The sequence below is a fragment of the Chryseobacterium sp. C3 genome, assembly GCF_014218905.1.
Taxonomy (GTDB): Bacteria; Bacteroidota; Bacteroidia; order Flavobacteriales; family Weeksellaceae; genus Chryseobacterium; species Chryseobacterium mucoviscidosis.
Window position 1 is genome coordinate 743180 of record NZ_JACLCU010000002.1, and the last position, 22039, is coordinate 765218.

Sequence of the window (22039 nt, forward strand, 5' to 3'; positions counted from 1 at the left end):
TATGGAAAACGTTTTTGATGCTAAAGATGCTCAGAATTACATTGATAGGATTAACAATCTTACGCCGGAAACCAAAGGATTGTGGGGGAAAATGTCAGTAGATCAGATGTTGGCGCATTGTAACGTGTCTTACGAAATGGTTTACGAACTGGAAAAGCATAAAAAGCCGGGAGCTATTGCAAAATTCATCCTTAAATCGTTCGTGAAATCTAAAGTGGTGGGAGAGAAAGCGTATCCTCAGAACGGGCCGACTGCACCGCAATTTATTATTTCGGATCATAAAAACTTTGAAGAAGAGAAAAAAAGGCTCATCGGTTTTATCCAGAAAACACAGCAATTGGGAGCTTCTGCTTTTGACGGGAAAGAATCTTTTTCTTTCGGAAAACTGAAAGCACAGGAATGGAATAATATGTTTGCAAAACATCTCAACCATCATCTTGCACAATTCGGCGTTTAAAAAAACATAAACAATATGAAAAAACTTTTATTACTTTTTGTATTTTGTTCCAATTTCATTTTTGCACAGATGCCCGATATTTCCAATGTCTGGCTGAATAACAGCAAAGCGTACACAGGAACCATCGGAAATAAAAATCAGGAAATAAAACTGAAAATCAACATTTCTGAACAGAATAAAAAAAACGACCAGGAATATTTTGTTTCAGGATATACTCTTGTTGATAAAACGTATGCTAAATTCGAAGGCAAATTCATCATTACCAAATATAAGGATGCCAAAAAAAGAGGAACCGTTTTCGGGGAATACGAACTGGCGGAAGAAAACAAAGGAAAACATTCCGGCATTTTAAAAGGAAAATTCATCTATACTTTTAAATGGAATAAAGATGCTGAAAAAGTTGAATCCCAGTATATCGAACTGATCGGCGACTGGAAGAGCTACGACGGAACGCTTGATTTTAAAACAAGAATTAGCAACCAATAATTAGTATGTTAAGAAGAATTTTAGCGGTAATTGCAGGAATGATCGCCGGATCCATCGGAGTCTGGCTGATGGAAAGACTCGGTCATGCGCTGTATCCGTTTCCTTCAGGTTTAAGACCGGATGATATTGAAGGATTCAGAGCGTATGTGGAAAATTTACCGTTTATGGGAAAATTTATCGTGATTCTCGGTTACGCTTTGGGAGCTTTGCTTGCAGGATTTATTTCCACTAAAGTTGCCAACAACGGAAAACCAACTTCTGCAATAATCTGTGGAGTTATTTTCACTTTTTTTACCATTTACAACATGGTGATGCTTCCGACTCCTTTCTGGTTCTGGGTTTTGGGAATTGCAGTATGGGGATTGGTTTTGGCAGGATACAAATTGGCATTAAACAATAAACAAGTATGAATTTAGGTGCTTTTTCAATCAGTCTCAGTGTAAAAGATCTTCAGAAGTCTAAAGATTTTTATGAAAAATTAGGATTCAGCCAAATGGCTGGAAATATCGATCACAACTATCTTATCATGAAAAGCGGCGACCATATTATTGGTCTTTTTCAGGCAATGTTCGATGGGAATATGCTTACTTTCAATCCGGGTTGGGATCAGAATGCGCAGAATCTTGAATCTTTCGACGATGTTCGGGAAATCCAGAAAAGATTAAAAGAACAGGGTTTGGAATTACAGAAGGAAGCCGATGAAAATACTTCCGGTCCTGAACATATTTACCTGAAAGATCCGGACGGAAATATGATCCTAATCGATCAGCACAGGTAAGGTTTTACTCTTTTTATAACCTCATAAAAGGGCAGAATCAAAGGTTTTTAATAACTAAATTGTTCTTTTTATCAGGTTTAAAAATCATTTTAAACTCATTTTAAATTTAACCGCAAAAGGGACAAAAGACTTTATTGTATTTAAAGTATTTCAAAAGTCTGCAAAGAGAAAAAATCTTTGATTTTTTTAATTTACGTGCTCTTTTTTCCATTTGACTATTAAACTTAAAAAACTAAAGTGTCAAAATCTTTTGTGGTAAAAAAGCTTAGACAAATTAATCAAAAGAGACAAAAGACTTTATTGGATTTAAAGTATTTCAAAAGTCTGCAAAGAAAAAAATCTTTGATTTTTTTAACTTACGTGCTCTTTTTTCCATTTAACTATAAAACTTAATTGAATATCCGTTAAACAACCTATTACTATGCAATGATATGAAAATCAATCATCTATAACAGGCACTTCGACAAGCTCAGTGTGACATCTCTAATACTAAATACTTGATTTCTAGCGATGTCAAGCTGAGCCTGTCGAAGCTTTAGGTTAATAAACGGACAATCAATAAACTTAAAAAAACTAAAGTGTCAAAATCTTTTGTGGTAAAAAAGCTTAGACAAGTTAAAAATTAAAACTAAACTATAAAAAAGACACATCTATGGCAACAGTAAATGTTTACTTAACTTTTAACGGAAATTGCAGACAAGCATTCGATTTTTACAAATCTGTTTTCGGCGGAGAATATCCTTACATAGGAACATTCGGAGAAATGCCTCCAATGGAAGGTCAGGAAACAAAAGAAGAAGACAGAGACAAGATTATGCACGTTTCGCTTCCGATTTCTAAAGAAACGATTTTAATGGGAAGTGATGCAGGTTGCGATCACGCTGCTCATCTGGTAATGGGAAATAACTTTTCAATTTCTATTAATGCAGAATCCAGAGAAGAAGCGGACAAATTATTCGCGGGACTTTCCGAAGGCGGAAAGGTTACCATGCCCATGTCCGATACATTTTGGGGTGCTTACTTCGGAATGTTTGCCGATCAATTCGGGATCAACTGGATGGTAAATTACGACGATCCTGCAAAAATGCAGCAGCATCCTTAGAATGATAATAGAACCTTAAAACTGACGAATTTCTGTCAGTTTTTTTATCTCCTATTCTATTCGTAAAATCAACATAACTTCTACAGGCTCATTTTATAATTATCGACATTTTTTCATTTTAAACTAATTTCAGAATTAACCATAAAAGGCACAAAAGACAATGTTAAAGCGAATTTCATTGATAATCAAAGCGCTCAAAAGAATAAAAATCAAAGATTTTTAAAAACTATTGTGAACTTTTACATTTATAATGATCAACTTTAAATAAAAGTTTAGTCATCTTTTGTGACTTTTACGGGTAAATAAAAAGTTTGGGCAGCATAAAATATGCAGTTTGTTATTATTGATTTAAAATATTAAATTTATTGAAAACGATAGATAATAGTAATATAATTATATGAGAAATATTTTAAAAAAAGCTGTTTTGGGAATTTTTACGTTGGGAGCAACTTTTTCACAGGCTCAGAAAAGCGATTTGGGAGCTTGGTATATGTATTTCGGGAATAATAAAATCAGCAAAAAACTGAATTTCCACAACGAAATCCAGTATAGAAATTTCGACGGAATAGGAGACTTGGAACAACTGTTAATCCGCACCGGAATCGGCTATGATCTTACCGAAAACAATAACAATGTTTTGTTAGGATACGGTTTTATTCTGAGTCAGCCTTACGTAAAAGGAGAAAAAACAGAAAATATAGAGCACCGGATTTTCCAGCAGTATATTACAAGGCAGAAATTCGGACGTTTTAATATTCAGCATCGTTACCGTCTGGAAGAGCGTTTTCTGGAAGATGATTTCAGGATGAGGTTCCGTTATTTTTTAGGATTTAATATTCCGATCAATAACAAAGAAATGCTGCCCAAAACAATTTATGCATCGGCTTACAATGAAATTTTTCTTCATTTCGACAGTCCGGTTTTCGACAGAAACAGAGTCTACGGCGCTTTAGGATATGTCATTAATAAAAATATGCGAATTGAAGCGGGATACATGAACCAGATTCAGGAAAACAGAAACCGCGGACAGATCCAGATCGGATTTTACAACAACATTCCGTTCACCAAAAACTAAAAATCAATTGTATATTTAAATTCAGAAATTCATTTTAAACATTTAAACTAAAAATAAAACACTTATGCACGCAGGAAAAAGATTTGGAGCCATAGAATTTATACTCTGGACCAAGAGAAGCATCATTATTTTAGCTGTTTTATCGGCAATTCCTACCACGATGTACTTTTTGGGGTGGAAGTTTATTTCCTTTCCGTGGCAGCCGATTGCCATCATGGGAACAGCAGTGGCATTCATCGTAGGATTCAAAAACAATGCAAGTTACAGTCGTCTTTGGGAAGCCAGACAAATTTATGGAGCCATTATTAACGACAGCCGGAGTTTCGGATATATTCTGAGAGATTCTTTGCGCGGGAAAAATCCTGAAAAAGTAAAAACGATGTTCGAGCGTCATTATGCATGGCTTACCGCTCTTCGTTTTCAGCTTCGTGAGCCGAGAGCCTGGGAAAATATGAATACGCCTCAGTTTGACGAATATGCCAGAAAATATGAAGTTTCAGAAAGAATTTCAAAACTGGATGATGAACTGAAAAACTATCTTTCGGATGATGAACTGAAGTATATTTTAAGCAAAAAGAACAGAGCGACACAACTAATGGCATTTCAGAGTAAAGAACTGTCTGAAGCGTATGCAAATGGCGAAATTAATGATTTTCAGTGGACGCAGATCAATCAGCAGTTGGTGAAATTTACAGACAATCAGGGAAAAGCGGAGAGAATTAAAAACTTTCCTTATCCGAGAAATTTTTCGTCTATAACCACCTATCTTTTGTTGCTTTTTATCATTTTTGTTCCCTTCGGACTTCTGAAAGAATTTGATAAATTAGGAGAAGGAACTTCTTTTGAAGGTTTTACAATATGGTTTAATATTCCTTTCTCGCTTTTGGTAACGTGGTGTTTTCATACGCTGGATAATGTGGGAGAGGCTTCCGTAAATCCTTTTGAGGGAAGTGCAAATGATGTTCCGATCACGCAGATCAGCCGAACCATTGAAATTGACATGAGAGATATGCTGGACGAAACCAATCTTCCTCCTGCCATTGTTCCTAAGAATAATATTGTGTTGTAAGAGCATTTTTAAAGCTTAATTTACTAAAATCTTAAACGTTAAGGTGAATTGAATATCTCATTAAGTCTTTTTACGTTCCGTTTAAGTCTTATTGCATTCTGTTTAGGTGTTTTTACTAAAGTTTTAAGTCTTTCAGTGAAATTTTTAGATGTTTTGGCAAAAATTTTAGCTTTTTTTATTAAAAATTAAGCTCTTGAAGCAGAGATTTTTTAAAAGGGTACACCCGTCAGCCAAAACACTTGGATAGATAAAAATAAAATAGGCTAACCAATAAAGGTCAGCCTATTTTTATTCTAATTCAATAGGATTATAAGATTTAGCTTTAGCTTTTTCAAATCCGGATGAAGCGGATGATCCTTTCTATGATATCGTCTTTGATGGCGGTAAAATTTATTTGGCAGACGACAGTAAAGTTGATGATTCTACTGGAGGTGATGTTGAAATTCTTCATGAATATCATCTGGAAATGTTTGATTTTGATAAAAAAGCAGAAATTATTAAGTATCAGACAACTTGAAACAATAAATTTACTCATGTTTTAATTTGATTCTAACAGCTTTTTATTGTTTTCGCGTTCCAGAATCAGCCATGTTGCATCCAGCATTTTGATGAGGTACAAATATGGATCTGCCAAATTACGCTCCGGTGCACTATTGAAAGTTCCTAGAGAGAAATATACGATTTCCGAGAGAAACTCTTCGAATTCCTCAACACGATATTTTTTAAAAGCTTTCCGGAAAACTTTTACCGGATTGTGATATTCTTTTATCGACAACGATCCTTGTAACATCGGATTTTTGTCTTCCGAAAGCGGATGAATTAACCATTTTTCGCTTTTGCTTCTAAGGCAATATCCTGCCCGAATAAACGACCGAAGCGACTGATGAAAATAAAAGATAAGGGAAGGTTCTTCCAGAATCTGCTTTTTGGGCTTTGCTGCGTATTGCATAATGAGATTGAGCCGTTCTTTGGCAGTTACCAGATCATGAAACTGGAAAAATACTTCCATGAGCGGAAGTGGAGAATGTTTCTTTTCACCGCACCAAAAACGAGATTCAAAGTCTATAATTATCTTTTTCATACGAATACTATTTTGTGTTTTTATTGTTTTTTGGTTAGCCAGATCTAGACTATTTTGCAAATGTAACAAAAAGTTATTACGATTCGGATTTCAATCCGAATTATTTTACAGAATAACGCTTTTATTTGTTTTCATGGAAACAGCAAATAGAAAGATCGTTGAGTTTATAAGGGATAAGTGGGTTATTCCTATGAACAACAACAGTCAATTTGCTAATGAAAACAACATTGATGAAAAAACTGTAAGAAGAATCCGGGAAGACGAAAAATATCAAATAAGTTTAATTACTGTTATGAGAATATGTGAAGCCCAAAACATTAAATTATCTAAATTCTTTGAAATGGCTGGATTATAAAAAAATATTAAAAATTCTGACGCGGGTTGGGATTTTTTTCTTTTGAATATATTAAAAAAAGGAACCGTGTTTTAATTATTGCAGGATTTTTAATTTATATTGAAGTGAGGGGAAATTGATGAAAGTCCATTTCTGGGTATAATCTGACTTCATAAATTCTTTAGTTTCCGAATTACAATTCAAATTTATAACCTTTTTAGCCAAAGTAATTTCTTTATCTCGTATGTAAAAAAGAATAAAAAATCCGTTTTCAGGATATACAATCGCCTTTGGTAATACAATTTCAAAAGATCCGGTCTCTATATCACTAATATTTTTTTCAAACTTTAAAAGTTCGGCATCATCTTTAGGAAAACCGTTTTTATTTTCATAAATGAATATTTCTAATATACCATTTTCTAATAATATTTTTCTTGGGAAAACGGTGATGGATTTCAAATAGGATTTTTTGTTAAAATGGTTTGGAATAAAAACAGCTTTCTTTATATTAGAAAATATAGAGCAAACATACCTCGACTTCTTTTTATTCTTTACAGATATTTCTTCTCTACTATTATTTACAATATTAACAGCTTCAATTTCCTGAACCTTATCAAATAAGATCATAGTGTCTTTTTCTAAGGTAAAATCATATATCTTGTTTTCATACAATATTTTATCATTAGATTTATACTGATACTTTTGAAAATTATTTTTATTGAGTAAAACTTTATGTGAGGAATTTACAATAAATACAGAATCAATTTGTTTACCATCAGAAAATCGGATGATGTTCTGTGCATTACAAAAGCACATTAGAAGGGAAAAGGAAAAGAGCATTGCTCTTTTCCATATACATAAAAACTTCATATAAGTATTCTTAAGGCATATCACAATGTGCTGCATAAATTGGCTCCGATTCATAAGTAGAAACTCCTATCCAAAAAATATTATATTCTACAATCCATGTTTTTATAAAACGAGGACTGCCATCAGGAAATGGTGTGGTTTGCTGACAACTTGCTACTCCTACAATTTGGCTTCCCCAAAATCTTCTTTCCGTTTCGGAGGATGAACTGTTTCCATCCGTTGCAGAAGCTAATGTAAACACAGATGCTAAAGCTAAAGCACCAATCAAAATTTTCTTTTTCATGTAATTGAATTTTTAAAGTTAATAAATATTTTTAAAAAAGTAATTGTTTTTAAATCACGTTGCCAAGATATAATCTTTTCCCTTTCTGTACAACAACCGGCAGTTATAAAATCGATAACCGTTGGTTATAATTTTAAAAAACATTACTTTAGCATTTAAATCTTGAATGTATGAGTTTAGAAACAAAGCTTCGAAAGCTAAGAGAACAGAAAGGCTGGTCGCAAATGGATATCGCACATCAGCTTGATATTTCCCAGCCTGCTTATAATAAATGGGAAACAGGACAAGCTAAACCCACTTTGCAAAACCTACAGAAAATTGCAGAAATTTTTGAAGTGGATTTCTTTGATTTGATTCAGGAACAAATGCCAAGTATAGATTTTTCAAATTCAACGTTTGAAAGCAATTCGAATAGTCCTATTTTTGTTATTGAATCAACAAATAATACAATTAGTTATGATTCACCTGAATTGATTACTAAAATTTTAGAAAATCAGGAGCAAATGGCAAAAATAATAGAAAATCAAAGTAAGCTTATCGAAAGTTTGTTAAAAAAATAATTTCAGAAAGTTTAAATACTATAAACCTCTGAGGTTTTATAAATACAAATAGTCTTACTTTCTTTCATCATTTTTGCATTCAAACATTAAAAAACAGAAATATGAGTCATCCAATTATTGTAGAGCAGAAAATAAATGCTCCGGTTTATAAAGTCTGGAGAGCATTAACCGATAAAACTGAAATGCAGTCGTGGTATTTCGATATTTTTGATTTTGAACTGCAAACCGGCAAAATATTCAACTTTTATGAACCGGGGGAAGAGAAAAAGTATCATCATCAGGGAGAAATTTTAGAAATTGTTCCCAATGAAAAGCTGAAATATTCTTGGGCTTATCCCGAATTTTCCGATAAAAAAACAACTGTAACCTGGGAATTAAAACCCGATGAAAACGGAACTTTAATAAAGCTTATTCACGACGATATTGATTATTTTAACGATTTAGGCGAACATTTTTCAAGAGAATCTTTTACTGAGGGCTGGAACGGAATTTTGAAGGAAAGTTTGAAACCATATCTGGAAAACTGATCTCAATTCGTGGAATTAAAATATAAATGATGGCAAAATTCAATTCCCTTCGTCCTGTTTTATGGACGGAACAATTCGATGAAACAATCGCCTTTTATACGCAGATTCTTGGTTTTACATTACAGGAAAGAAACGACTACTGGCAATGGGCTTATTTGCAGAAAGATGAGGTAGAGATCATGCTTACTAAACCGAATCAGCATGAGAAATTCAACGGAATAGGGTTTACAGGTTCATTTTATTTTACGGTAAATAATGCAGATGAATTATGGGAAGAGCTGCACAATAAAGTAAAAATCTGCTACGAAATAGAAACGTTCGACTGGGAAATGAGGGAATTTGCGATCTATGATAACAACGGTTACATATTACAATTTGGTCAAGATCTTCATGAAATTAGTTCAGAGGAATAAATTTTGCTAATTTTGGGGAAATTATTTTAGAAATCAATGAAAAAAAATATAATAGCAGGTTTTGCAGCGATTTTGTTGTTGGCTTCATGTAAAGATGATAAAAAAGTACTGGATTCTTTGGCAGATTACAACAACTCGATGATGGAAAAAGGATACCATTTCGGAGATAAACTGGATTTGCCGAAAGAGGTAACCGAAGATGCAGAAACCATTTCGATCAGTTTCGGAGATAAAGAAACATCCGGTCTTACGATAGATCCTAAATTCTTTACGTTAGGTGACAATGCTGTTACTTTTAATATCAAAACAAAAGGCGGCGAAACATTAACGCAGGACGCAACCATTAATGTTTTTGCCAAAAATCCTGAACAGAAAATCAATTACGAAATCATCGCCGAATATCCTCACGATCCGAAAAATTTCGTGCAGGGTTTCCAGATTGAAGGCAACACGATTTATGAAAGCGACGGACAGAACGGTTCTTCGCAGATTTTAAAATATACGTTAGGAACTACAACGCCTTTGGCTTCAACCAAACAGCCACAGGAAGACTTTTCTGAAGGAAGCACCATTGTTGGCGATAAAGTCTATCAGTTAACATGGCAGAGCAAAAAAGGATATATTTACGATAAAAGCTCTTTAAAATTAATCAAAGAATTTGCATATCCGAATGTTTTGGGTGAAGGTTGGGGATTAACGTACGACGGTAAAAACCTGATTGCTTCAGATGGAAGTAAATTATTGTATTTCCTAGATCCGAACAATCCTTCAAAAATGGTAAAATACATTGCCGTTGCGGGAAGTTCTCAGGCTTACGATCAGTTGAATGAGCTGGAATTCCATAACGGATTTATTTACGCCAATGTTTGGCAGAAACCGATCATTCTGAAAATTAATCCTGCGAACGGAGAAGTAGTGGGAACGTTTGATTTTACTGAAATTGCCAAGCAGAATACCAAAGGAATCGACGACGTACTGAACGGAATTGCCTTCAAAGGAGACAATATGCTGATAACCGGTAAAAACTGGTCTAAAATTTACGAAGTAGCGATCAAATAATTGTCGAATCTTTTGTTTTCTAATTAAATAAAAACTTGAAGTGAAGAAAAGTCTGATCGCAGGTTTTGCAGCAGCTTTGCTGTTGATGTCCTGTAAAAACGATAAAAAAATCCTTGATTCTTTAGCTGATTATAACAATTCGATGGAGCAGAAGGGATATCATTTTGGTGATAAACTGAATCTTCCGGAAGAAGTTACCGACAATGCGGAAAGCATTTCCATAAGTTTCGGGGATAAGGAAACCTCAGATTTAACCATTGATCCGAAGTTTTTTGCGTATGGCGATAATGAGGTGACCTTCAATATTAAAACGAAGGGCGGGGAGATTTTAAATCAGGATGCCACCCTCAACGTTTTTACCAAAAATCCTGAAGCCAATATTCCTTTTGAAATTGTAGCAGAATATCCTCATGATCCGAATAATTTTGTGGAAGGTTTTCTCATAGAAGAAAATACGATTTATGAAAGTGATGGGCTGGAAAAAGCTTCACAATTAATAAAATATACTTTGGGAAGTACAACTCCGGCGCAGACTGAAAAACAGCCCGCCGATATTTTTTCCGAAGGAATTGCCATTGCCGGAGATAAAATTTATCAGTTGACCTATCAAAATAAGATCGGATTTGTTTACGATAAAAATACGTTAAAGAAAATCTCGGAATTTCCTTTGCCAAATGAATTCGGAGAAGGTTGGGGAATGACCTATGACGGGAAAAATCTTATCGCAGACACCGGTTCGAATAAACTGTATTTTCTGGATGTAAATAATCCTTCCAAAGTGGTGAAAACGGTTTCTGTGGGCGGAAATAAAGAAATTTACAATCAGATCAACGAGCTGGAATATTACAACGGATTTATTTATGCCAATATCTGGCATCAGCCTTATATTTTAAAGATCAATCCTCAAACCGGTGAAACTGTAGGGAAATTTGATTTTACAAAGATCACGGAAGAATATACTCAGAATAACAGTGAACATGTTCTTAACGGAATCGCCTTTAAAGGAGATCATATGCTGATTACAGGAAAAAACTGGTCGAAAATTTACGAAGTTGCGATTAAATAAGTTAAAATGAACCGCAATTTCTGTTGAAATAAATAAAAGCAGTAAATTGGTAGCGTTCCTTTCCGGAGCGCTATCTTAGTAAAAGAATTTGAAATTATTATCCTTCATATTTGCATTGGTTTTCTGTTCGTTATCCGCGCAGAAAGTTCTTCCTTTAGACACGCTGAAACTGAAGGAAGCAAAAGATATGCTTGCCGACGATTACGGAAATCTGTACATCTATAAAAACAAAGATTTCAGCTTTACCAAATACGATTCCTTAGGAAAGCAGATCGGAAAGATGATGCTTACGGTTCCTTATAAAGTGCAGACGGTACAAAATCCGTTAAGCGTGCCTTTGTTTTCTGAAAATGCTCAGGAAATGAAATTTGTAGATCAGAATCTTAACGAAATCCAAAAGGTCGATTTTAAGCAGAAATTTGGGTTTATTAAAATGGCGTATGCGGAAGATCTTCAACAGCTCTGGTTGTTGGATGAGAGTACAAAACGCCTTATTCAGTATAATTTCAGAAACGAAACGACTATTAATTCTTATCCTTTCGATGCCGCAATTGATGATTTGACGGATCTTTTGGTGTATGAAAGTAAGGTGTATATTTTAACGAGAAAATACATCCGCGTATATTCATTAAAGTTTGAAAAGCTCTTTGAAGCGCCTCTGGAAAACGGAAAACGTTTCAGACGAGAGAATGAATTTATACTGGTGATCACCAATAATTCTATTTTAAAGTATATTCCGGAAAAAGAAATGGTGAAGATTTTCGAAGATCCGGATGCGCAGATTGTGGATAAAAATACACTGTCATATTTTGAAATAAAAGCTAATAAACTTTACCTTTACAGCCTTGAAAAAAGCAGGGAGCCCAAACCACAAACAGAGCCTGATCCTAAACAGAAAGCAGCGGAGCAGGAAGAAGAAAAATCAATAGAAAAAGTGGCGGAACCCGATAGTCCTGAAGGAAAGTTGGAAAAGAAAAATCAGGAAATTGAAAGCAAAAATCCTGCGGAAAGTTCCCTTCAGAAGCTTCTTGAAGATACTTCCCAGATTCAGGCTGCCGGAATTTAGATCTTTATTAAATTAAAAATATACTAGGGAAAATATGCACATTGCAGTTACAGGAAATATTGGAGCAGGAAAAACGACGTTAACGACGATGCTTTCTAAGCATTACGGTTGGGATGCCCAGTTTGAAGATGTAGATCACAATCCTTATCTGGAGGATTTTTACGCGGATATGAGCAAGTGGAGTTTTGCGCTTCAGATCTATTTTTTAGGAAGCAGATTCAGGCAGGTGAAAGAGATCAGAGAGAGCGGGAAAAATATTATTCAGGATCGTACGATTTATGAAGATGCACATATTTTTGCAGAAAACCTGAACGATATGAATCTTCTTTCGGATCGTGATTTTAAAAACTACGAATCTGTTTTCAATCTGATGAAATCTTTCGTTTCTGCGCCGGATTTATTAATTTACCTTAAATCTGACGTTCCGAATCTGGTAAAGAAAATTTACAAAAGAGGAAGAGAATATGAAGCATCCATTAGCATCGAATATCTTTCAAAACTGAATCAGAAATACGAAAAATGGATCTCCAATTATACGGAAGGCAAACTTTTGATTATTGAAGTGGATGATCTTGATTTTGTAGAAAAGCCTGAAGATTTCGGATTTATTTTAGAGAAAATCGAAGCGGAACTAAACGGTTTGTTTTAACAAACTTTTATTATACATTAAAGCAGTAATCGTTTTATTTCTTTCTAAATTTGCTAAAGAAACAGTTAATTTTTAAATATAAATAATCATGTTGGTGAAGGTTTTACATAATGGGAATTGTTCAAAATCGAATGCGGTTTTAGAATACCTCGATGAAAACGGAGTTCCGTTTGAGATCATCAACATTGTTGAAGATCCGCTGAGTGAGCTGGAAATTAAAACGGTTTTAAAAAAACTGAATCAGAGTGTTTTTCATATCATCAGGAAAACAGATAAATTGTATCTGGAAAATTTCGCAGACAAAAATTTATCTGAAGAAGAATGGATCAAAGTTCTGGCTGAAAATCCGTCCCTGATCCAGAGACCGATTATTATTAAAGGTTCGGTAGCGATGCTCGGAAGACCGATTGAAAACGTAAAGTATTTTATTGAGAAATAAATAAATTCATTGATAATTTAAACTAAAAAAGTCAGCCGTAAAGCTGACTTTTTGTTTTTATAAAAGAATGACGCCTTCTATTTTTGCGACTTCCTGATAAATGGTTACCACCTGATCTGCATCTAAAACGAATGCGTTAATATTGCAGGCTGTGTATTTTCCGTTTTTACTTTCTCGGTTTCCCAGTGTAAATTTGATTCCGTCGAAAACCTTATAAATCTCTGTAAGTTTTGCCTGATCGGTAGGAATAATAAATTTAAATAAATAATCTTCCGGAAAATCGTGATGACCTTCCAGTTTTTCCCTCAAAGAGTTATAAAAATCTTCAGGGTTTGCGTGTTGATTTCCTTGTAATATATCCATCTGCTTTTTAAAAATCTATATAAATATAGTCAAAATTTTTCTATTTCCCAAGCGGTCCCAGAAGCGACTTGGAATTTTGGATCTCATAATCTTCGATGATGTTAAAAATCCCATTCACAAGCTGCTCGGAAGCCAATTGACTTAATCCTCCTGAATTTACAGAAGTTTTATTGCCTCCTAAAAGACTGCCCAATAAATTGCTGCCTGATAAAGCGGTGTTGATGCTTTTCACAATGCCGTATTGATTAAGCTGTTCTTCCACTTTTGGAGTAATTGCGGCAATAAGCTGCTGAGAAGTTTTTTCTTTCAGAATTAAAGTTGCCGTTCCCTTTTCTCCCTGAATAATTCTTGTGACATCATTTGCATTAAGGCTGTTAACAGCATTCACAAGGATTGGTTTTGAAATATTTACGGTGTAAACTGCCGCATCCGCAATATAAGCTCTCTCTTTTGCAACCAGAGAAGGTGCAATTTTTTCCAGCATTGAGTTGATGTCTCTAAGCTGCTTCGGAAGAGCTTTATCCACCATATTGTTCTGCAGAAAAGCATCTCTGTTGCTGTATACATTAACTCCTTTATCGATTCCGTTTAAAAGAAGTCTTTTAATAATCGATAATCCAAGATCAGACGTAGCGAGAGTCGTGCAGGACTGCATGGTTGTATTGATAACTGCTCCGGTTCCTATCAGAAGAGCTGCCGCGATGATATATTTTTTCATTGATATTGATTAAACGTTAATGATTGTCAAATACTGAACCAAATTTATGACAGTAGAATTAGTTTAACAAATTTTATTACTCATATTGTTAAATTGATGATATAACAAAATAAAATCTGAATTTGTGGAGTTATAGTTGTTAAGATATTTATTATAAGTAAATAAGACGAAAATTTTTAATTGAATATTATTCCTTTAAAATTGAGAAATATTTAATAATTGAATTTATATTGAGCAATTTAGTAATTATAATCAATTATTAAATGTCTTTCTGTAAATATCAAATATTAACAGAATGATAAAAAATTTAAGTATAATTAACATTGTTGAAGATATTTTTATAATTTTGACTAATGTCTTTTATTGAGAATATATTATTTTCCTGTAAAAAGACAGTCGGAAGTAAGGCTTCCGATCTCAGAACTGATTGTACGAATAAAATTAAACTATATGAAACAAAGTGATTTAAAGTATTCATGTCTCATTGCGGTTTTATACTTCGGTATGAATGTCAATGCGCAAACTACTCCAAAAGATACTGTTCCGAAGGAGCAGAAGATCGAGGAAGTAGTGATGATTGGATATGGTTCTCAGAAAAAGGAGAATGTAACGGGGAGTATTGCTACAATATCTTCAAAGCAATTAGAAAATCAGCCTAATCCAAATGCACTTAGTTCCGTTCAGGGAAAAGTAGCGGGGGTTCAGATTACCAACGGCGCTGCTCCTGGAGCTTCTCCAAGGGTTGATATCAGAGGAATCGGAACTTTAAACGGAACAACAGTATTTATTGTTGACGGAAGTATAACAGAAGATATTTCTTTTCTGAATCCGCTGGACATCGAGTCGATGAGTGTTTTAAAAGATCCTTCATCATTAGCTATTTACGGAGCCAAAGCTTCAAAAGGTGCGGTGATTATTAAAACAAAATCAGGTAAAGGAAGAAATGTTTTTAATTTCAATTCTTATATCGGATTAAAGAGAGTTTCCAACATACCTAAAATGGTTAATAAAGATCAGTATGTGGAACTCTATAATGAAAAATTAAAAAATCAGGGTTCTACAACAGGATTTATTAATTCTTCTATGTTTCCTACGAGCACAAACTGGTTTGATGAGATTTTCAGAGATGCCATGATCAACTCCAATGATATTTCTGCCTCAGGAAAATCAGATAAATTAAATTACTTTTTAAGTTTAGGTTATTTAACAGATCAGGGAAATTTAGCTGCAGGTAAAGGAATCAACAGTGGAGACGAGTTCCGCAGATTTACTTCAAAGATTAATTTAACGTATAAATTAACAGATCATTTAACGGTAGGTACCAACTCAACATGGAGTACAACACGAAGAGATAATGCAAACAATCCTACGTTAACAGCATATCTTTCTCCACCTGTTTACAGCCCAATGAACGCAGATGGAACCTACGGCTATCAGACGCTTGTTTCATTGGCGAACCCAAGAGCGACTTTAGATCTTTTCAGAGGAAAGGATAATGGTAACAGATACTTAATAAATCTTTGGGGAGAATATAAATTCTGGGACGATTTTACGTATAGATTAAGCTATACTCAGGATAATTCTGATGTAAAATCCTATTCCTACAGTCCGGTTATCAACTACATTCCTGCAAGTACTTCACGTTCAAGCCTATTAAGAACAAACCAGATGCTGAGATCGTATGTTTTAGATAATACTTTAACATGGAGAAAGCAGTTAGGAAGTCATAACCTTGAAATTTTGGCTGGTATGACCAGAAATGAGGATTACGGGCTTAATCTTAATACTTTTGGAAGAGATATCGTGTATAACGGTACAGAGCAGTCTTTGTATTTTTCAGGAAGTATCCCAACAACAAGCGGCGGTGGAAATAATTACGCAGACGGAGCTTCTTGGGAAGTTGGTTTCAGAGACAGAGTGCAGTCTTATTTCGGAAGGGTAAATTACGATTACAAAGGGAAATATCTCATCAATGCATCCATTAGAAATGATGGAACTACGGGATACAGTTCGGATGACAGAACACACTGGTTTCCTGCTGTAAGTGCAGGATGGGTTATCTCAAAAGAAAACTTCATGAGCAATCAGAATATTTTTGATTTATTAAAAGTAAGAGGAAGCTGGGGAAGTTTAGGAAATCCTGTAAGAGGTCTTAACTACGTTTTAACCACACAAACCGGTCTGAATGCTTACTTTGGAGGAGTTGCTTATCCGGGTGAAACAACGACAGATATTATTGATACATCAATCGGTTGGGAAACTATTGAAGGAACAGATTTCGGATTGGAGATGGCATTCCTGAAAAATAAACTTAAAGTAGAAGCTACCTATTACAACAAAGATTCTAAAGATGTGGTGTATGGAATTCAGCAGCCTTCTATTTCCGGAGCACAGAATAAATTGGTTACCAATGCATTTTCATTTAATAATAAAGGACTTGAATTCTCCGTTAACTACGAAGCAAACCTTACCGATAAAATTAAATTCGGAGTATATGGAAATTTAACTACTCTTAAAAATGAAATCACTTCTGTTTATAACAATTCATATAACGAAACAGGACCTTATTTATTCGGAAGTACCATCACAAGATTAGAAAAAGGTGTTCCGGTAGGTTCATATTACGGATTCCAAGTAGCAGGAATCTTCCAGAATCAGGCACAGGTAAATGCTGCGCCTAAGCAGGTTGGAGCTGCTGTCGGAGGATTTCAGTTCGCAGATATTAACGGTGACGGAGTTATTGACAATTCAGATAAAACATACTTAGGAAGTCCAATTCCTGACTTTACTTATGGGTTCGGAATTAATTTATCAGGATACAATATTGATTTTTCAGTTGATTTCCAAGGTGTTGCAGGAAATGAAATTTATAACTACAACAGAGAACAACGTTACGGTAACGAAAGCTGGGATCTGGATTTCTATAATAACAGATGGAGAGGTGAAGGTACTTCTAATACATATCCTATGGTTACCAATGATCAGAATATTATTAAGCCAAACAGTTTCTATGTAGAAAATGGAAGTTTCTTCAGAATCAGAAACATTCAGATTGGATATACATTGCCATCTGATCTGTTTACAAATACAAAGATTCAGAAACTAAGACTATATGTTTCTGCTCAAAACCCATGGACATCATTTAAATACAACGGTTTTTCACCAGAAATATTGAATACCTCAGACCGTGTTCAGTTGGGTGTAGATCAAAACATTTATCCATTATCTTCGATCTATACAATGGGGGTTAATTTAACGTTCTAAAATTAAAAAAATGAAAAAAGTATCAATACTGTTATTAAGTCTATTTCTTGCATCATCTTGCGGAAATGATTATTTAGATATAAAACCTGAAACTAAAAATGAAGCAGACAACTTCTTTACAACAGAAGCTGATGCTGTCTCTGCAACGACTGCTATTTACAGCTTTCTAAGAAGCTGGGAAAACTCTGCATTTCCTTCGCAATATGTTTTTGGGGTTCCTGCGGATGACGTACTGAAGGGGTCTAATCCTGGAGATGCATCCTTTATGCTTGCTTATGACCAATTTACCTACACTGCTTCCGATGGCGGAGTAGAAGGATACTGGACAGGTCAATGGAATGCGGTTGCAAGATGTAATCAGGTAATCAGTAACATTCCAAAGATTACCATGAACGAGACATTGAAAAAAAGACTTCTTGCAGAAGCTAAAATGCTGAGAGCATATTTCTATTTTAATCTGGTAAGAATTTATGGAGGGGTTCCTATTTTTGATGGTATTCCTTCAGATTTAAATTACAATATCCCTAGGAAATCCAAAGAAGAAGTTTATAATTTCATCATTTCAGATTTAATTGCAGCTTCAGAAGTTTTACCTCAGACTTATTCTGCTGCGGATCAGGGAAGAGTTACCAAAGGTGCAGCGTTAGGATTGTTATCAAAAGTTTATCTGTATAAAAAAGATTATCAGAAGGCATACGATAGTTCTAATCAGGTAATTGCAATGGGATATTCATTAGATCCGGATTTCAACCATCTATTCAGAATAGCAGGAGAATTCGGTCCGGAATCTGTATTTGAAGTAGACTGTGAATGTTCTTCATTAGGAGGCAGTCAATATGCAGAAGTTCAGGGTGTAAGAGGACAGTTTGGATGGGGTTTCTTCACGCCTTCTCCATCTTTGGAAGCAGCATTTGAAACCGGAGATATCAGAAAAGAGCTTACCATCTTAAGAGATGGAGAAACAACGCCTGAAGGAGATGTTATTGCGGTTGGAGATCCTTTATCAGTAAAAACATTTAATCAGAAAGCGTATGTTCCTAAAAGTTTAAATAATACTTCTTGTGGATATGGCTCCAGACAAAATATAAGGATTTTAAGATTTGCTGAAGTATTGCTAATTAATGCAGAAGCAGCAAATGAATTAGGAAATTCTGCAACCGCAATCACGAATTTAAATAAAGTGAGAACGAGAGCCATGTTACCTGGTACAACAGCAACTACACAATCTGCATTACGTACTGCAATATGGAAAGAGAGAAGAGTAGAATTAGCGATGGAGGGAGACCGATTTGTTGATCTTGTAAGAACAGGACAAGCTTCCAGTGCTCTGGCAAGCTACGGATTTGTTGCCGGGAAAAACGATGTATTCCCAATACCACAAAACGCAATCAATCAAAGTAATGGGGTGCTTGTTCAGAATCCTGGATACTAAGCCTCATGAGAATTAAAAATTTTATAATATTAACAACTGCCATATATTTATGTGGCAGTTGTTCTTCTGAAGATACTATAAGTAACAGCAACCAACAGAGTCAGGAAACTCCCACCAACAACTACACCGATGCCCAACTCATCGAAATGGTACAAAAAGATGCTTTAAAGTATTTTTGGGATTACGCCGAATCAGGATCAAAATTGGCAAGAGAACGATATCATACCGATAATCCTTCTCAGGATGCAAATATTGTGACAACTGGGGGTTCGGGTTTTGGACTCATGACTATTTTAGTGGGTATTAAAAACGGATATATTTCCAGAGCTGAAGCGGTTTCGAGATTAACAACTTCTCTTAATTTCCTTCAGAATGCCAATCGTTTTCATGGAGCATGGCCGCATTGGATCAATGGAACCAACGGTCAGGTTGTACCTTTCAGTCAGAAAGATAATGGAGGAGATTTGGTTGAAACTTCATTTCTTGCACAGGGACTGATCTGTGTGAGAGAATATTTTAAAAATTCTTCAGATGCTTCAGAACTGGCAATTTCTCAGAAAGCTGATGCGCTATGGAAAGGAATTGAATGGAACTGGTATACACAAAATCCCGCAGCTCCCAATATGCTTACATGGCATTGGTCTCCCAATTACGATTGGCAGATGAATATGCCGTTAAGAGGTTTTGATGAAACGTTAATTACCTATATCATGGCTGCGGCATCTCCAAATTACTCAATCGATAAATCTGTTTATCAGCAGGGATGGGCCAGAAGCGGAAGTATAAAAAATACAGGATCTCAGTTTGGATTACCTGTTGTAGTCAATCATAACGGCGCAAATGGCACGGTAGGTCCGATGTTTTGGTCGCATTATTCATTTTTAGGACTGGATCCGAGAGGCTTGTCCGATGAATATGTAAATTATGGCGATGCCACAACCAATCATGCTAAAATAATGTATCAGTATTGCGTTGCCAATCCAAAAGGATGGCAGGGTTATAATTCAAAAAGTTGGGGACTTACAGCAAGTTATTCCAGAAATCCGAGTACAGGAGGAGACGATTACGCTGCACATCAGCCAAATAACGATTTAGGAATTATTTCTCCTACAGCAGCATTATCGAGTATGCCTTACACACCAACGGAAAGTATAAATATGCTAAGATTCCTTTATAATGAAAATTATAATAAATATGTAGGTGTAGCGGGACCTTATGATGCCTATTCTGTTCATTATAATTGGGTTACACCAAGATATCTTGCAATAGATCAGGGAACGATTGCACCAATGGTAGAAAATTATAAAAGCCAGTTTTTATGGCAGTTATTTATGAATGCGCCCGATGTTAAGCAGGGATTAATAAAATTAGGATTCCATTCTACACAGTATGGATTTTAAACAAAATTAAATTATGAAAAGGATAATACTTTCAGTCATCACTATATCATCACTCTCGGTTTCGTGTAAGAACTCACAGACTTCCATGCAGGAAGCATCAAAAGTTCAGATTGTAAAAAGCAATATCACAGACGAGCAGTTAATGGATAAGGTGCAAAAAGATGCTTTAAAGTATTTTTGGGATTATGCAGAGCCCAATTCAATGTTGGGAAGAGAACGCTATCACGAAGATAATATCTATCCGGATAATGATAAACATGTTGTGACGACAGGAGGATCAGGATTTGGATTGGCAACAATTTTAGTGGGTGTAGAAAGAGGATTTATTCCAAGAAAAGATGCGGTAAAAAGATTGAGTACCATGATGGATTTTCTTGCAAAAGCAGATCGTCATAAAGGAGCATGGTCACACTGGATCAATGGTGAAACTGGTAAAACAGTGCCGTTTGGAAAAAAAGACAATGGGGGAGATCTGGTAGAAACCGCTTTCTTAACTTCAGGAATTTTAATGGTTCGAGAGTATTTTAAAAACGGAAATACTGAAGAAAAAGCTTTAGCCAAAAAATGTGACGAGCTTTGGAAAGGCATCCAATGGAACTGGTACACAAAAGGTGGACAGAAAGTCCTTTACTGGCATTGGTCGCCCGATTATCAGTGGGAAATGAACTTCCCGTTGGAAGGCTACAACGAATGTTTAATTACATATATTTTAGCCGCTTCGTCACCTACTTATCCGATCGATGCCGAAACCTATTACAAAGGCTGGACAAGAAACGGAACCTACCTTTCAGATAAAGAAAAATATGGTTTACCGATGTACGTAAAGCACAATGGCGCAGCAGAATACGGAGGACCTTTATTTTGGGCACATTATTCCTATATCGGTCTGGATCCGACAAATTTATCCGATAAATTAATCAAAAACTATTTTGATTTAAATAAAAATCAGGTTTTAATTGATTACAAATATTGCGTTGAAAATCCCAAAAACTGGAAAGGATATGGACCCAATTATTGGGGATTAACAGCCAGTTATTCAAGAAATGAGGACGGAAGCGCAGGATATGATGCACATTTTCCGCAAAACGACCATGGGGTAATTACTCCTACTGCGGCATTGAGCAGCTTTCCGTATTCTCCAAAAGAATCAATGGATTTTTTAAGATTTATTTACACCCAAAAACCTGAATTTATTGGCTCAGCCGGACCTTATGATGCAACGTCTATTCATTATAATAACTGGACAACGCCAAGATATCTCGCGATCGATCAGGGAACGATTGCGCCGATGATAGAAAATTACAGAACCGGATTTTTGTGGAAATTATTCATGAATGCACCTGAAATTCAGCAGGGATTAAAGAAATTAAGCTTCAAATCAGAAAAATACCATATTAAATAATTTTTCAGAAGCTGTTTCCCGCTTTCCGCACTCGCTATTTTAGGGTTTCGGGGGGGGGGTCGCCCCCCCCCCCACCCCCAAAAAAGCACACACAGGAGGGGGCAACGGGGGGGTTTTAAAAAAAAGGGGTAAATATAATATAAAAA

At 35.3% G+C, this 22039-nt stretch carries 26 protein-coding genes; 21 read left to right on the forward strand and 5 right to left on the reverse strand.

Annotation, left to right across the window (positions count from 1 at the left end):
* The first annotated feature begins 1 nt into the window (after nt 1).
* The 8 genes from H6W53_RS07100 to H6W53_RS21630 all read left to right on the forward strand — a co-directional run bounded on the left by H6W53_RS07100 (nt 2) and on the right by H6W53_RS21630 (nt 5484).
* A complete protein-coding gene (locus H6W53_RS07100) occupies nt 2-457 on the forward strand; it encodes a DinB family protein (protein WP_185205541.1) in 456 nt (151 codons plus the stop codon).
* 15 nt (nt 458-472) lie between these two features.
* Complete coding sequence (locus H6W53_RS07105) at nt 473-943, forward strand: hypothetical protein (RefSeq protein ID WP_185205543.1); 471 nt, start codon at nt 473-475, stop codon at nt 941-943.
* A 5-nt stretch (nt 944-948) separates the two neighbouring features.
* Nucleotides 949-1353, forward strand: coding sequence for a hypothetical protein (locus H6W53_RS07110; protein ID WP_185205545.1), 405 nt, complete (start codon nt 949-951; stop codon nt 1351-1353).
* Nucleotides 1350-1721, forward strand: coding sequence for a VOC family protein (locus tag H6W53_RS07115; protein ID WP_185205547.1), 372 nt, complete (start codon nt 1350-1352; stop codon nt 1719-1721). The genes H6W53_RS07110 and H6W53_RS07115 overlap by 4 nt, the downstream gene beginning before the upstream one ends.
* A 652-nt stretch (nt 1722-2373) precedes the next feature.
* Entirely contained in the window at nt 2374-2823 is a 450-nt protein-coding gene (locus tag H6W53_RS07120; RefSeq protein WP_076394435.1) for a VOC family protein, read from the forward strand.
* 397 nt (nt 2824-3220) lie between these two features.
* Nucleotides 3221-3898 carry a DUF2490 domain-containing protein gene (locus tag H6W53_RS07125; RefSeq protein ID WP_185205549.1) on the forward strand — a complete coding sequence of 226 codons (678 nt, stop codon included), beginning with the start codon at nt 3221-3223 and terminating at the stop codon, nt 3896-3898.
* Between the two features lie 64 nt (nt 3899-3962).
* Nucleotides 3963-4967 carry a bestrophin family protein gene (locus H6W53_RS07130; protein WP_185205551.1) on the forward strand — a complete coding sequence of 335 codons (1005 nt, stop codon included), beginning with the start codon at nt 3963-3965 and terminating at the stop codon, nt 4965-4967.
* Nucleotides 4968-5361: 394 nt separating this feature from the next.
* Nucleotides 5362-5484 (forward strand): hypothetical protein, encoded by a 123-nt coding sequence (locus H6W53_RS21630; RefSeq protein ID WP_262889535.1) that lies wholly within the window; start codon nt 5362-5364, stop codon nt 5482-5484.
* 21 nt (nt 5485-5505) lie between these two features.
* Here the strand turns inward: H6W53_RS21630 and H6W53_RS07135 are convergent, their stop codons facing one another.
* Nucleotides 5506-6048: a hypothetical protein gene (locus tag H6W53_RS07135; protein WP_185205554.1), complete on the reverse strand. Its 543-nt coding sequence runs from the start codon at nt 6046-6048 to the stop codon at nt 5506-5508.
* 133 nt (nt 6049-6181) lie between these two features.
* On the opposite strand from H6W53_RS07135, the gene H6W53_RS07140 reads away from it, so the two are divergent.
* Nucleotides 6182-6403 (forward strand): helix-turn-helix domain-containing protein, encoded by a 222-nt coding sequence (locus tag H6W53_RS07140; protein WP_076394701.1) that lies wholly within the window; start codon nt 6182-6184, stop codon nt 6401-6403.
* 75 nt (nt 6404-6478) lie between these two features.
* Here H6W53_RS07140 and H6W53_RS07145 read toward each other — a convergent pair whose 3' ends face one another.
* Nucleotides 6479-7252 (reverse strand): hypothetical protein, encoded by a 774-nt coding sequence (locus H6W53_RS07145; protein WP_185205556.1) that lies wholly within the window; start codon nt 7250-7252, stop codon nt 6479-6481.
* A gap of 10 nt (nt 7253-7262) precedes the next feature.
* Complete coding sequence (locus tag H6W53_RS07150; protein ID WP_185205558.1) at nt 7263-7535, reverse strand: hypothetical protein; 273 nt, start codon at nt 7533-7535, stop codon at nt 7263-7265.
* A gap of 170 nt (nt 7536-7705) precedes the next feature.
* Between H6W53_RS07150 and H6W53_RS07155 the strand changes: the two genes are divergently transcribed.
* The 8 genes from H6W53_RS07155 (at nt 7706) to H6W53_RS07190 (ending at nt 13314) form a co-directional block, all read left to right on the forward strand.
* Complete coding sequence (locus tag H6W53_RS07155; protein WP_076394452.1) at nt 7706-8095, forward strand: helix-turn-helix domain-containing protein; 390 nt, start codon at nt 7706-7708, stop codon at nt 8093-8095.
* Nucleotides 8096-8196: 101 nt separating this feature from the next.
* The gene (locus tag H6W53_RS07160; protein WP_185205560.1) at nt 8197-8622 is read left to right on the forward strand and encodes an SRPBCC domain-containing protein; all 426 of its coding nucleotides are present in this window, start codon (nt 8197-8199) and stop codon (nt 8620-8622) included.
* Between the two features lie 29 nt (nt 8623-8651).
* On the forward strand, nt 8652-9035 hold the full coding sequence (locus H6W53_RS07165) for a VOC family protein (protein ID WP_317169732.1): 384 nt from the start codon (nt 8652-8654) through the stop codon (nt 9033-9035).
* Nucleotides 9036-9071: 36 nt separating this feature from the next.
* Nucleotides 9072-10094 carry a glutaminyl-peptide cyclotransferase gene (locus H6W53_RS07170; RefSeq protein WP_185205564.1) on the forward strand — a complete coding sequence of 341 codons (1023 nt, stop codon included), beginning with the start codon at nt 9072-9074 and terminating at the stop codon, nt 10092-10094.
* A gap of 40 nt (nt 10095-10134) precedes the next feature.
* The gene (locus tag H6W53_RS07175) at nt 10135-11160 is read left to right on the forward strand and encodes a glutaminyl-peptide cyclotransferase (protein ID WP_185205567.1); all 1026 of its coding nucleotides are present in this window, start codon (nt 10135-10137) and stop codon (nt 11158-11160) included.
* An 88-nt stretch (nt 11161-11248) separates the two neighbouring features.
* On the forward strand, nt 11249-12226 hold the full coding sequence (locus tag H6W53_RS07180) for a hypothetical protein (RefSeq protein ID WP_185205569.1): 978 nt from the start codon (nt 11249-11251) through the stop codon (nt 12224-12226).
* Nucleotides 12227-12260: 34 nt separating this feature from the next.
* Nucleotides 12261-12875 (forward strand): deoxynucleoside kinase, encoded by a 615-nt coding sequence (locus H6W53_RS07185; RefSeq protein WP_076394463.1) that lies wholly within the window; start codon nt 12261-12263, stop codon nt 12873-12875.
* Nucleotides 12876-12963: 88 nt separating this feature from the next.
* Nucleotides 12964-13314: an ArsC/Spx/MgsR family protein gene (locus H6W53_RS07190; RefSeq protein WP_076394465.1), complete on the forward strand. Its 351-nt coding sequence runs from the start codon at nt 12964-12966 to the stop codon at nt 13312-13314.
* Between the two features lie 57 nt (nt 13315-13371).
* On the opposite strand, the gene H6W53_RS07195 is transcribed toward H6W53_RS07190, so the two are convergent.
* Both H6W53_RS07195 and H6W53_RS07200 read right to left on the reverse strand, forming a co-directional pair.
* Nucleotides 13372-13677: a DUF493 family protein gene (locus tag H6W53_RS07195; protein ID WP_087706271.1), complete on the reverse strand. Its 306-nt coding sequence runs from the start codon at nt 13675-13677 to the stop codon at nt 13372-13374.
* A 40-nt stretch (nt 13678-13717) separates the two neighbouring features.
* Nucleotides 13718-14395, reverse strand: a complete 678-nt coding sequence (locus tag H6W53_RS07200) for a DUF4197 family protein (protein WP_185205571.1) — start codon at nt 14393-14395, stop codon at nt 13718-13720.
* Nucleotides 14396-14845: 450 nt separating this feature from the next.
* Between H6W53_RS07200 and H6W53_RS07205 the strand changes: the two genes are divergently transcribed.
* Genes H6W53_RS07205 through H6W53_RS07220 form a run of 4 tightly spaced genes read left to right on the forward strand, consistent with a single transcriptional unit; the run spans nt 14846 to nt 21893 of the window.
* Nucleotides 14846-17659 carry a SusC/RagA family TonB-linked outer membrane protein gene (locus H6W53_RS07205; RefSeq protein WP_185205574.1) on the forward strand — a complete coding sequence of 938 codons (2814 nt, stop codon included), beginning with the start codon at nt 14846-14848 and terminating at the stop codon, nt 17657-17659.
* A 10-nt stretch (nt 17660-17669) separates the two neighbouring features.
* Nucleotides 17670-19091 carry a RagB/SusD family nutrient uptake outer membrane protein gene (locus H6W53_RS07210; RefSeq protein WP_185205576.1) on the forward strand — a complete coding sequence of 474 codons (1422 nt, stop codon included), beginning with the start codon at nt 17670-17672 and terminating at the stop codon, nt 19089-19091.
* 5 nt (nt 19092-19096) lie between these two features.
* Complete coding sequence (locus H6W53_RS07215; protein ID WP_185205578.1) at nt 19097-20491, forward strand: glucoamylase family protein; 1395 nt, start codon at nt 19097-19099, stop codon at nt 20489-20491.
* Nucleotides 20492-20504: 13 nt separating this feature from the next.
* The gene (locus H6W53_RS07220) at nt 20505-21893 is read left to right on the forward strand and encodes a glucoamylase family protein (RefSeq protein ID WP_185205580.1); all 1389 of its coding nucleotides are present in this window, start codon (nt 20505-20507) and stop codon (nt 21891-21893) included.
* Nucleotides 21894-22039 lie beyond the last annotated feature (146 nt).

Excerpts from the sequence above, each read along its gene's own strand:
- H6W53_RS07100 (WP_185205541.1), top strand. The coding sequence starts at position 2 with ATGGAAAACGTTTTTGATGCTAAAGATGCTCAGAATTACATTGATAGG.
- H6W53_RS07105 (WP_185205543.1), top strand. The coding sequence starts at position 473 with ATGAAAAAACTTTTATTACTTTTTGTATTTTGTTCCAATTTCATTTTT.
- H6W53_RS07110 (WP_185205545.1), top strand. The coding sequence starts at position 949 with ATGTTAAGAAGAATTTTAGCGGTAATTGCAGGAATGATCGCCGGATCC.
- H6W53_RS07115 (WP_185205547.1), top strand. The coding sequence starts at position 1,350 with ATGAATTTAGGTGCTTTTTCAATCAGTCTCAGTGTAAAAGATCTTCAG.
- H6W53_RS07120 (WP_076394435.1), top strand. The coding sequence starts at position 2,374 with ATGGCAACAGTAAATGTTTACTTAACTTTTAACGGAAATTGCAGACAA.
- H6W53_RS07125 (WP_185205549.1), top strand. The coding sequence starts at position 3,221 with ATGAGAAATATTTTAAAAAAAGCTGTTTTGGGAATTTTTACGTTGGGA.
- H6W53_RS07130 (WP_185205551.1), top strand. The coding sequence starts at position 3,963 with ATGCACGCAGGAAAAAGATTTGGAGCCATAGAATTTATACTCTGGACC.
- H6W53_RS07135 (WP_185205554.1), bottom strand. The coding sequence starts at position 6,048 with ATGAAAAAGATAATTATAGACTTTGAATCTCGTTTTTGGTGCGGTGAA.
- H6W53_RS07140 (WP_076394701.1), top strand. The coding sequence starts at position 6,182 with ATGGAAACAGCAAATAGAAAGATCGTTGAGTTTATAAGGGATAAGTGG.
- H6W53_RS07145 (WP_185205556.1), bottom strand. The coding sequence starts at position 7,252 with ATGAAGTTTTTATGTATATGGAAAAGAGCAATGCTCTTTTCCTTTTCC.
- H6W53_RS07150 (WP_185205558.1), bottom strand. The coding sequence starts at position 7,535 with ATGAAAAAGAAAATTTTGATTGGTGCTTTAGCTTTAGCATCTGTGTTT.
- H6W53_RS07155 (WP_076394452.1), top strand. The coding sequence starts at position 7,706 with ATGAGTTTAGAAACAAAGCTTCGAAAGCTAAGAGAACAGAAAGGCTGG.
- H6W53_RS07160 (WP_185205560.1), top strand. The coding sequence starts at position 8,197 with ATGAGTCATCCAATTATTGTAGAGCAGAAAATAAATGCTCCGGTTTAT.
- H6W53_RS07165 (WP_317169732.1), top strand. The coding sequence starts at position 8,652 with ATGGCAAAATTCAATTCCCTTCGTCCTGTTTTATGGACGGAACAATTC.
- H6W53_RS07170 (WP_185205564.1), top strand. The coding sequence starts at position 9,072 with ATGAAAAAAAATATAATAGCAGGTTTTGCAGCGATTTTGTTGTTGGCT.
- H6W53_RS07185 (WP_076394463.1), top strand. The coding sequence starts at position 12,261 with ATGCACATTGCAGTTACAGGAAATATTGGAGCAGGAAAAACGACGTTA.
- H6W53_RS07190 (WP_076394465.1), top strand. The coding sequence starts at position 12,964 with ATGTTGGTGAAGGTTTTACATAATGGGAATTGTTCAAAATCGAATGCG.
- H6W53_RS07195 (WP_087706271.1), bottom strand. The coding sequence starts at position 13,677 with ATGGATATATTACAAGGAAATCAACACGCAAACCCTGAAGATTTTTAT.
- H6W53_RS07200 (WP_185205571.1), bottom strand. The coding sequence starts at position 14,395 with ATGAAAAAATATATCATCGCGGCAGCTCTTCTGATAGGAACCGGAGCA.
- H6W53_RS07205 (WP_185205574.1), top strand. The coding sequence starts at position 14,846 with ATGAAACAAAGTGATTTAAAGTATTCATGTCTCATTGCGGTTTTATAC.
- H6W53_RS07210 (WP_185205576.1), top strand. The coding sequence starts at position 17,670 with ATGAAAAAAGTATCAATACTGTTATTAAGTCTATTTCTTGCATCATCT.
- H6W53_RS07215 (WP_185205578.1), top strand. The coding sequence starts at position 19,097 with ATGAGAATTAAAAATTTTATAATATTAACAACTGCCATATATTTATGT.
- H6W53_RS07220 (WP_185205580.1), top strand. The coding sequence starts at position 20,505 with ATGAAAAGGATAATACTTTCAGTCATCACTATATCATCACTCTCGGTT.